The sequence below is a fragment of the Nonomuraea sp. NPDC003754 genome, from assembly GCF_053605785.1.
In genome coordinates this window covers 110,502-119,346 of sequence record NZ_JBSGJX010000009.1, presented here as the reverse complement: position 1 = coordinate 119,346, position 8,845 = coordinate 110,502, and the positions used below count along the sequence as shown (strand labels likewise).

The window sequence follows — 8,845 nt, the reverse complement described above, 5'->3', positions numbered from 1 at the left end:
GTGAGCTGTCACCTGGCGCCGGCGGCCGTGCTCAGGAGGAGCTGGTGATGATCGCGCAGCGTGCGCCGAACGGGTCGTCGACGGCCGCGAAACGGCCCACTCCCTCCATCGACTCCGCCGGCATGACGACGGTGGCGCCGAGCTCCTGCGCGCGGGCGAGCGTGGCGTCGCAGTCGGCGACCTCGAAGTAGGGCAGCCAGTGCGGCGCGTCACCCTCCCCGAGCGGCGCGAGGCCGCCGAAACTCGCGTCGTCGCCCTCGGCGGTCGAGATCACGATGTAGTCCATGGGGCCCATCGGCACCGTCTCGACCCTCCATCCGAAGACGGCCTGGTAGAACGGCTGGACGGCGGCGGGATCGGACACGTGGAGCTCGGCCCAGGCCAGCGAGCCCTGTTCGGTGACGAGGTCGAGGCCCTTGGTGTCGCCGCCCTGCCAGACGGCGAAGCGGGCGCCGGCCGGATCGGTGAAGTGCGCCATGCGCCCCGCGGTGAAGACGTCGAACGGCTCGGCGCGGACACGGCCGCCGTGCTGCATGACCAGCTTGGCCGTCGCGTCGGCGTCGGGGGTGGCGAAGTAGGTGGTCCACGCCGCGGTGGCCCCCTCTTCCATGAGCGGCCCGAGAGCCGCGACGGTCCTGCCGTCCTGCTGGAAGAAGCCGTAACCGCCGGCGTCGGGCCCCGCCGACTGGAAGGCCCAGCCGAAGACGCCACGGTAGAAGGCGGCGGCCGCCTCGACGTCGGGAACGCCGAGGTCGATCCAGTCGGGCGCGCCTGGAAGGAACTGGGTGGTCAGCATGCAGCCAGCTTGACACCCGCCACCGGCGAAAACCGGGAACGCCGACGGGCGCAGCGGGTCGCGCGTGCGGGGGCGCGTTTTCCCTCCGAAACCGGGTAGCTGATCGCCGTCATGTCCCAGCGAGCGGGGAGGCCGACGATGCCGCTCATCGACACCGAATGCGTTCGGAAGCTGCTGGAGTCAGGCGACCCCGACGCGACCCTGGTGTACGTGCGGGGCGACTGCGTGGTGATGCCGGGTGACCAGATCGACGAGGCGCACCGCGGACTGGTCATCGCCAGGCGTGCCGACCTGAGGGAGTTCGTCGCCGGTGAGCACGCCACCGAGCAGCAGCTGGAGACGCTCGCGCACCGGCTCGACAACGTGGTCCGCGACCTGGGCTCGTAGGGGCGGGGTCACCACTCGTTCTCGTACCAGCGGCGCAGCCGGTCGAGGACCGCCCGCAGCGCGTCCGGGTCGGCCGCGGGTCCGCCGGACCGGGCGTCGCCGGCGATCGAGGCGGCCAGCCGTACGGCGTCGCTGACGTGGGCCTCGGCCACGTCGACGGTCGTGATGCGCCGCCAGAGCGGCCAGTCGAGGTCCACGGCCGCGCCGAGCTCGTGGAGCACGCCCACGTCGCCGGTCTCGAACGCCGCGCGCCAGTGGTCGCCCGCCTGCGCCGCCAGCACGGCCATGATCTCGTCGTCGGTCGGCCCGGCGCCGGCCGCCGCCTGCTCGAAGGCGGCGTAGGCGTCGGGCCCGAACAGCACGAACCGCACGTCCTCCACGTCGGTGTGCGCGGCGGTGACGGCACACACGGCGATGCGGGCGGCGTCGTCGAGCGGCCAGCCGTAGATGCCGGCGGAGACGGCGGGGAAGGCCACGCTGGCCGCGCCCAGCGAGTCGGCGACCTTCAGCGACTCGCGGTAACAGGAGGCCAGCAGCGCGGCGCGGTCCTGCTCGGCGGAGTGGACGGGGCCGACCGTGTGGATCACCCAGCGGGCCGGGAGCCGGCCCGCCGTGGTGGCGGCGGCCTGGCCGGTCGGCAGGCCGCGGCCGTACCGAGAGGCGCGCAGTTCGCGGCACTCCTCCAGGATCGCCGGACCGCCGCGCCGGTGGATGGCGCCGTCCACCCCGCCGCCGCCCATGAGAGAGGAGTTGGCGGCGTTGACGACGGCGTCGACCTGCTGCTCGGTGATGTCACCCTGAACCAGCGTGAGCCTCATGTGAAGGTCCTACCCCCGGATGCGCGGCTGTCAGAGCCCGTACTCCTCCAGCAGCCGCAGCCACACCTCGCTGACCGTCGGAAACGCCGGTACGGCGTGCCACAGCGTCTCGAGCGGCACCTCGGCTGTGACCGCGACCGTGGCGGCGTGCAGCATCTCGGCCACGGCGGGCCCCACGAACGTGACGCCCAGCAGCACCCTGCGCCGCTCGTCGACGACCGCCTTGACCCGCCCGGTGTATCCCTCGCCGAGCAGCGACGCGCCCGCGACGCTGCCCATGTCGTACTCGACCACGCGCACGTCGAAGCCCTCGTCGCGGGCCGCCCGCTCGGTACGGCCGACCGAGCAGACCTGCGGGTGGGTGAACACCACCTGGGGGGCGCCCTTGCCGTCGGCGCTGTCGCGCAGCGAGGGGGCGTCGTCGGGCCTGCCGTCGGCGCGGGCGGCGATGACGTCGCCGCACACCCTGGCCTGGTACTTGGCCATGTGGGTGAGCAGGTTGCGGCCGTTGACGTCGCCCACCGCGTACAGCCAGTCCGATCCGGGTACCCGCATGCTGTCGTCCACCTCGACGGGGCCGTTCAGATCGAGCCCGACCCCGTCGGTGGCGGGCCGGCGGCCGGTGGCCACCAGCAGCTCGTCGGCCACCACGTTGTCGCCGCCCTCCAGGTGGACGGTGACGGGGCCGCCGTCGCCGTCCCGCTCGACGCGGGTCACCTTGGCGCCGAGCCGTACGTCGATCCCCGCCTCGCGCATCGCGTCGACCAGCATCCGCCCGGCGTACGGCTCCATCCGCCCGAGCAGGCCGCCGCCGCGCACCAGCACCGTCGTCTCGGCGGCGCCCAGGGAGTGCAGCGCCTGCGCCATCTCGCAGGCCACCACCCCGCCGCCGAGGACGATCAGGCGACCGGGCACGTCGCGGACCGTGGTGGCGTCCCTGCTGAACCACGGCCTGGCCTCGGCCAGCCCCGGCACCGGCGGGACGACGGGGACGCTGCCGGTGGCCAGCACCACCGCGTGCCGGGCGCGGAGGGTGGTGACCGTGCCGTCCTTGCCCGTCACCTCCACCAGACGCTCGCCCGCCAGGCGCCCCCTGCCGCGCAGGAGCGTCGCGGGCAGCGAGGTGACCCACTCCGCCTGGCCGCTGTCGTCGAGGTTGCCGACCGCCTTGTCCCTGGAGTTGAGCACCGCCGCCACGTCGATGGGCCCGTCCAGCGTCAGGCCGGGGACCATGGCCACCTCGGCCGCCAGCTCCATCGGCCGCAGCAGCGCCTTGCTGGGAACGCACGCGTAGAAGGAGCACTCGCCTCCGGTGAGGTGATCCTCGACCACGGCGCAGGACAGGCCGCCGCGCACCACCCGCCCTGCCACGTTCTCTCCTGCGGGACCCGCGCCGATCACGACCACGTCCACGTCGGTGCTCTGCATCGTCATGTTCCGACGGTACGGCCTGCGGGACCGAAGACCGTCACCAGGTCAGGCGAACCGCCTCGGGGAGCGGTGGCAGGAAGGTCGGCCCCCGCCGCCTGCGGGCCTCGGCGCAGACGGGGCACGGGTCGCGGGAGAAGGCCTCCGCGGTCACCCGCTCGTCGTCGCGGGCGCACGATCTCCGGACAAGATCGGACCGTGCGGTCATGGCCGGAGAAACACGAAACCCCAGGCCCGAGGGCCTGGGGTAGTGGTGGACGATACTGGGATTGAACCAGTGACCTCTTCCGTGTCAGGGAAGCGCTCTCCCGCTGAGCTAATCGTCCGAGGTGGAGACGGGATTTGAACCCGTGTGGACGGCTTTGCAGGCCGCTGCCTCGCCTCTCGGCCACTCCACCGAGGGAGGCCTTCAGCTATGGCCTCTCCGAGCGGAAGACGGGATTCGAACCCGCGACCCTCACCTTGGCAAGGTGATGCTCTACCACTGAGCCACTTCCGCGTTGCCGCTCGTTCGCGGCGACAAGGAAACTCTAGCGGAGTTTCCGAGCACATGCGTCATCCATCGCTCCTGCGTAGCTGCCTGGCGACACTCCGCTCCGTCGACGGCAGGCTCAGGAAGATCTCCAGGATCCTGGTCAGCCGGTGGACCTCGATGCGATGGAAGGCGGGACCCTCCGAACGCGCCAGCATCAGCACGAGCGCCAGCGGGGGCAGCGGAGCGGCGATGACGTGCAGACCAGACTCCAGGCTGGCGGCCAGCGGCCGCGGCGGGGTGAGGTCGAGCATGGGCACCTCCCGCGGGGCGCGCCAGCTGGAGTAGACGGGGGTGCGCGGATCGCCGTCGGTGGCCGCCGCCGCCCAGTCGGCGCTGAACAGCACCGGCATCGAGTCGATCAGCGTGGACAGCCCCCTGTCGCCCGCGGTGGCGATGTACTTGAGGATCTCCAGCTCGGGATAGGTGCCGGGGGCCTCGCGCGTGGTCCAGAAGCCTTCCACCGTGACGCCCGGCACCCCGGCCAGGCTCTTGGCCAGGGCCTCCTTCGAGACGCCGTCGGGACAGAAGACCGTGAGGTCGTCGAGCGCCCTGCCCGCGCCCCGCTCAAGTACGGTGACCTGGGTGATGTCGGCTCCCGCCGTACCGAGGACGTGGGTGATCCGGCCAAGGGCGCCGGGCCGGTCGGGCAACGCGACGCGCAGTCGCAGAAGCATCCATGGCCTCCCGAGGTCGCAGATCGATCCCAGGTCACACCCTATCCGCGAATAACGCTCACGGCCGCTGGTGCGCTAGAACTTAACGAACCGCAAGCCGAAGCAGTCACAGGAAGCGAGGGCGGCGTTCCGCCATGAAGATCGGGCCCCTCGAGGTGTGGCCACCGGTGGTGCTCGCGCCCATGGCGGGCATCACCAACGCGCCCTTCAGGGTGCTCTGCCGCGAGCAGGGCGCCGGGTTGTTCGTGTGCGAGATGATCACCACCAGGGCCCTGGTCGAGCGCAACGCCAAGACCCTGCGGATGATCAGGTTCGCCGACACGGAGCGGCCCAGGAGCATCCAGCTCTACGGCGTCGACCCCGAGATCGTCGGCAGGGCGGCGAAGATGATCGCCGAGGAGGACCTGGCCGACCACATCGACCTCAACTTCGGCTGTCCCGTGCCCAAGGTCACCCGCAGGGGCGGCGGGTCGGCGCTGCCGTACAAGAGGAACCTGCTGCGGCGGATCCTGCGCGCCGCGGTGAGCAACGCGGGCGCCCTCCCCGTGACGATGAAGATGCGCAAGGGCATCGACGACGACCACCTCACCTACCTCGACGCAGGCCGGATCGCGGTCGAGGAGGGCGTGGCCGCCATCGCCCTGCACGGCCGTACGGCCAGGCAGCACTACGGCGGCGTCGCCGACTGGAGCGCGATCAGGCGGCTGAAGGAGGCCGTCACCGAGATCCCCGTCCTCGGCAACGGCGACATCTGGAGCGCCGACGACGCCCTGCGCATGGTGGCCGAGACCGGCTGCGACGGCGTGGTCGTGGGGCGCGGCTGCCTCGGGCGGCCCTGGCTGTTCAAGGACCTGGACAACGCCTTCAACGGCGGCGCGGAGCGGGCCAGGCCGACCCTCGGCGAGGTCGCCGACACCATGGCCAGGCACGCCGAGGGGCTCACCGCGTGCTTCGACGTCGAGCGCTACGCCGTCGCCGACTTCCGCAAGCACGTCGGCTGGTACCTCAAGGGCTTCTCCGTCGGCGCCGACCTGCGGCGCGAGCTGGCCACCGCCGAGTCGCTCGACGGGCTCAGGGCGGGCCTGGCCAAGCTCGACCGCGACCAGCCGTGGCCGCCCAACACCGACACCCCGCGCGGCAAGTCGGGCGAGCGCGACCGGGTGCACCTGCCCGACGGCTGGCTCGACGACCCCTACGACAGCGTCGTCCCCGAAGAGGCGGAGTCGGACGTCTCGGGTGGCTGACCGGCTCTTGACCGGCACCACATGATCCCTTGACTATCTGTCGGTGCACCTGGGTAACGTGCCCAGCGTGAGCGCCTCTTCCACCGAGGACCTGATCGCCGCCTACGACGCCGAGCGGCCCGTCCGCCGGCTCAGCGAGCGCCCCGCGGCCCTGGTGACGATCGTCTCGCTCGGGCTGGCGCTCTACGTGCTGTGGTGGACCTTCTTCCCCGGCGCGCTCCAGCCGTACCGGATCGGGTTCCTGGCGGTCGTGCTGCCGCTGGTGTTCATCTGCTACGGCCGCGACAAGGAACGCCCCTCGCTCCTCGACTGGACCCTGGCGGGCCTGTCGCTGGTGGCCTGCCTCTACCCGCTGGTGACCTTCGACGAGTTCATCAGGCGCGCCTTCGACCCGACCACGCTCGACGTCGTCACGGGCCTGGCGATCACCGCGCTGGTGCTCGAGGCGGCGCGCAGGACCGTCGGCTGGATCCTGCCGGCCGTCTGCCTGGTCTTCATCGCCTACGCCTACTGGGGCGGCTGGATCCCGATCGGCTGGGCGATCGGCCACCGCGGCTACGACGTCGACCGGATCGTCGTCGCCTTCACGATGGGCACCGAGGGCATCTACGGCGTCCCGCTCGACGTGGCGGCCACCTACATCATCCTGTTCACGATCTACGGCGCGGTCCTCGACCACTCCGGCGCCGGCAAGTTCTTCGTCGACGTCTCGCTGGCCGCCTTCCGCCGGTCACGCTCGGCGCCCGGCCGTACGGTGGCCATGGCGGGCTTCCTGCTCGGCACGGTCAGCGGCTCGGGCGTGGCCACCACCGTCAGCGTCGGCAGCGTGGCCTGGCCGGTCCTCAGGCGCGCCGGGTATCCGCGAGAGCAGGCCGGCGGCGTGCTGGCCGCCTCCGGCATCGGCGCGATCCTGTCGCCGCCCACGCTGGGCGCCGCGGCGTTCATCATCGCCGAGTACCTCAGGGTCAGCTACCTGCAGGTGCTGCTCTACGCCACCATCCCGACGGTGCTCTACTACCTGGGCATCTTCCTGGCGATCGAGATGGACGCCAGGAAGTACGGCACGCACGCGGTCGCCGTCGACGCCCCCAGGGCAGGACACCTGATCAAGCGGTTCGGCTACCACTTCAGCTCGCTCTTCGTGATCATCATCCTGATGGCGGCCGGCCAGTCGCCCTTCCGCGCGGTCGTCTACGCGACGCTGCTGGCCTTCGCGCTGTCGTTCCTCGACCCCGAGCACCGGCTCACGCCGCGCAGGGCCGCCGAGGCGCTGGCCGCGGGCGTCAAGGGCGTGCTGCCGGTGGCGGCCACCTGCGCGGCGGCCGGCACGATCGTCGCGGTCGTCACGCTGACCGGGCTCGGGCTGAAGGTCAGCTCGCTCATCGTCGGGCTGTCGGGCGGCAACCTGGTCGCCACCGCCGTGCTGTGCGCGGTGGCGGTGCTGCTGCTCGGCCTGGCCGTGCCCGTGACGGCGTCGTTCGTGATCGCCGCCGTCATCATCGGGCCCGCGCTGACCAAGCTCGGGGTGAGCTTCCCCGAGGCGTACATGTTCATCTTCTATTACGCGGTGCTGTCGGAGGTGAGCCCGCCGACCGCGCTGTCGGCCTTCGCCGCCTCCGCCCTGACCGGCGGCAACGCCTACCGCACCATGCTCGCCACGTGGAAGTACTCCCTGCCCGCCTTCCTCGTGCCGTTCGCGTTCGTGCTGACCCCGGCGGGAGGCGCCCTGCTGGGGCAGGGGACCCCCTGGCAGATCGCCTGGACGTTCGCCGCGTCGGCGCTGGCGGTCGTGGCGCTCGCGGTGGCCACGGGCGGGCCGGCGGGTCCCGCCGAGCGGGTCCTGTGCGGGGCGGCGGCGCTGCTGCTCCTGGTGCTGTCCCCGGTGCCGATCGCGATCGGCTCAGGTCTTGCTCTGCTGGCGCTCGCCGTACACCTAGTGAGGAGACGCACATGAGGTTGTTGTCCGCGGCGTTCATGGCGGCCTGCATGGCCGGGGTGGTGGCCCTGGCCGGCTGCGGAGGCGACAGGAGCGCCGAACGAGCAGAACAGCCGACGGGAGGCGGCGGCGGGAAACGGCTGTCGATCGCGACCGGCAACACCACCGGCGTCTACTACATCATGGGGGGCGGCCTGGCCGACCTCATCACCAAGAACCTGCCCGGCTACGAGGCCACGGCCGAGGCGACCGGCGCGTCGGTGGAGAACATCCAGCGCGTGGCCAGGGGCGACTCCGACCTCGGCTTCACCCTCGCCGACTCCGCGGCCGACGCGGTGCAGGGCAAGGGCGCCTTCTCCGCGCCCCAGCCGATCAGGGCCCTGGCCCGCCTGTACAACAACTACACGCAGGTCGTGGCGAGCGCCGGGTCCGGTGTCAAGAGCATCGCCGACCTCAAGGGCAAGCGGGTCTCCACCGGCTCGCCCAACTCCGGCACCGAGGTGATCTCGCTGCGGCTGCTCAAGGCGGCCGGCCTCGACCCCGACAAGGACGTCACCCGCCAGGCGCTCGGCCTGCCCGAGAGCGTCGACGCGCTGAAGTCCGGCGGGCTCGACGCGCTGATCTGGTCGGGCGGGCTGCCTACCCCCGGCATCACCGACCTGACGACCACCATGAAGGACGAGGCGGTCTTCGTGCCGCTCGCCGACGTGCTGCCCAAGCTGCAGGCCGAGCACGGGCAGGTCTACACGGCGGGCAGCATCGGCAAGGACGTCTACCAGGCGCCGGCCGACGTCGCCACGGTGGTGGTGCCCAACCTGCTGGTCGTCAACGAGAAGATGGACCCCGCGCTGGCCGGGAGCATCACGAAGCTGATCTTCGACCACCACGCCGACCTGGTGGCGGTCTCGAAGGCGGCCACGGAGATCAACAAGGAGACGGCGGTGCGGACCGAGCCCGTCATGCTGCACGACGGGGCCAAGAAGTACTTCGGCTCCTAGCCGAGATCTTTCACAGATCCAGAAGACCG

8 protein-coding genes, 3 tRNA genes and 1 pseudogene are annotated in these 8,845 nt (G+C 71.7%); 4 read left to right on the top strand and 8 right to left on the bottom strand.

All coding sequences use genetic code 11. The features are described 5' to 3' along the window. Window positions 1-31: 31 nt before the first annotated feature. Window positions 32-796 carry a VOC family protein gene (locus tag ACWEVS_RS14270; RefSeq protein WP_452551776.1) on the bottom strand — a complete coding sequence of 255 codons (765 nt, stop codon included), beginning with the start codon at window positions 794-796 and terminating at the stop codon, window positions 32-34. A gap of 138 nt (window positions 797-934) precedes the next feature. On the opposite strand from ACWEVS_RS14270, the gene ACWEVS_RS14265 reads away from it, so the two are divergent. Further along, window positions 935-1,183: a hypothetical protein gene (locus ACWEVS_RS14265; RefSeq protein ID WP_354912439.1), complete on the top strand. Its 249-nt coding sequence runs from the start codon at window positions 935-937 to the stop codon at window positions 1,181-1,183. 314 nt (window positions 1,184-1,497) lie between these two features. Here the strand turns inward: ACWEVS_RS14265 and ACWEVS_RS14260 are convergent. From ACWEVS_RS14260 to ACWEVS_RS14230, 7 genes and pseudogenes are all read right to left on the bottom strand, one after another. Then, a pseudogene (locus ACWEVS_RS14260) lies at window positions 1,498-2,001 on the bottom strand (O-acetyl-ADP-ribose deacetylase); the annotation flags it as partial. 30 nt (window positions 2,002-2,031) lie between these two features. Further along, window positions 2,032-3,435, bottom strand: a complete 1,404-nt coding sequence (locus ACWEVS_RS14255) for a dihydrolipoyl dehydrogenase family protein (RefSeq protein WP_452551774.1) — start codon at window positions 3,433-3,435, stop codon at window positions 2,032-2,034. Window positions 3,436-3,469: 34 nt separating this feature from the next. Further along, window positions 3,470-3,637 carry a hypothetical protein gene (locus ACWEVS_RS14250; protein WP_449926068.1) on the bottom strand — a complete coding sequence of 56 codons (168 nt, stop codon included), beginning with the start codon at window positions 3,635-3,637 and terminating at the stop codon, window positions 3,470-3,472. Window positions 3,638-3,680: 43 nt separating this feature from the next. Further along, window positions 3,681-3,755: transfer RNA gene (locus ACWEVS_RS14245), tRNA-Val, on the bottom strand. A 1-nt stretch (window position 3,756) separates the two neighbouring features. Further along, window positions 3,757-3,827, bottom strand: a tRNA-Cys gene (locus ACWEVS_RS14240). Between the two features lie 29 nt (window positions 3,828-3,856). Further along, a tRNA-Gly gene (locus ACWEVS_RS14235) sits at window positions 3,857-3,928 on the bottom strand. Window positions 3,929-3,984: 56 nt separating this feature from the next. Further along, window positions 3,985-4,638, bottom strand: coding sequence for an ACT domain-containing protein (locus ACWEVS_RS14230; protein ID WP_449926070.1), 654 nt, complete (start codon window positions 4,636-4,638; stop codon window positions 3,985-3,987). A 134-nt stretch (window positions 4,639-4,772) separates the two neighbouring features. Here ACWEVS_RS14230 and dusB point away from each other — a divergent pair, with 134 nt between their 5' ends. The 3 genes from dusB to ACWEVS_RS14215 all read left to right on the top strand — a co-directional run bounded on the left by dusB (window position 4,773) and on the right by ACWEVS_RS14215 (window position 8,816). Further along, window positions 4,773-5,882: a tRNA dihydrouridine synthase DusB gene (gene dusB / locus ACWEVS_RS14225; RefSeq protein WP_449926073.1), complete on the top strand. Its 1,110-nt coding sequence runs from the start codon at window positions 4,773-4,775 to the stop codon at window positions 5,880-5,882. A gap of 67 nt (window positions 5,883-5,949) precedes the next feature. Continuing rightward, window positions 5,950-7,836, top strand: coding sequence for a TRAP transporter permease (locus ACWEVS_RS14220; RefSeq protein ID WP_452416675.1), 1,887 nt, complete (start codon window positions 5,950-5,952; stop codon window positions 7,834-7,836). After that, window positions 7,833-8,816: a TAXI family TRAP transporter solute-binding subunit gene (locus ACWEVS_RS14215; RefSeq protein ID WP_452551772.1), complete on the top strand. Its 984-nt coding sequence runs from the start codon at window positions 7,833-7,835 to the stop codon at window positions 8,814-8,816. The genes ACWEVS_RS14220 and ACWEVS_RS14215 overlap by 4 nt, the downstream gene beginning before the upstream one ends. Window positions 8,817-8,845: the final 29 nt, after the last annotated feature.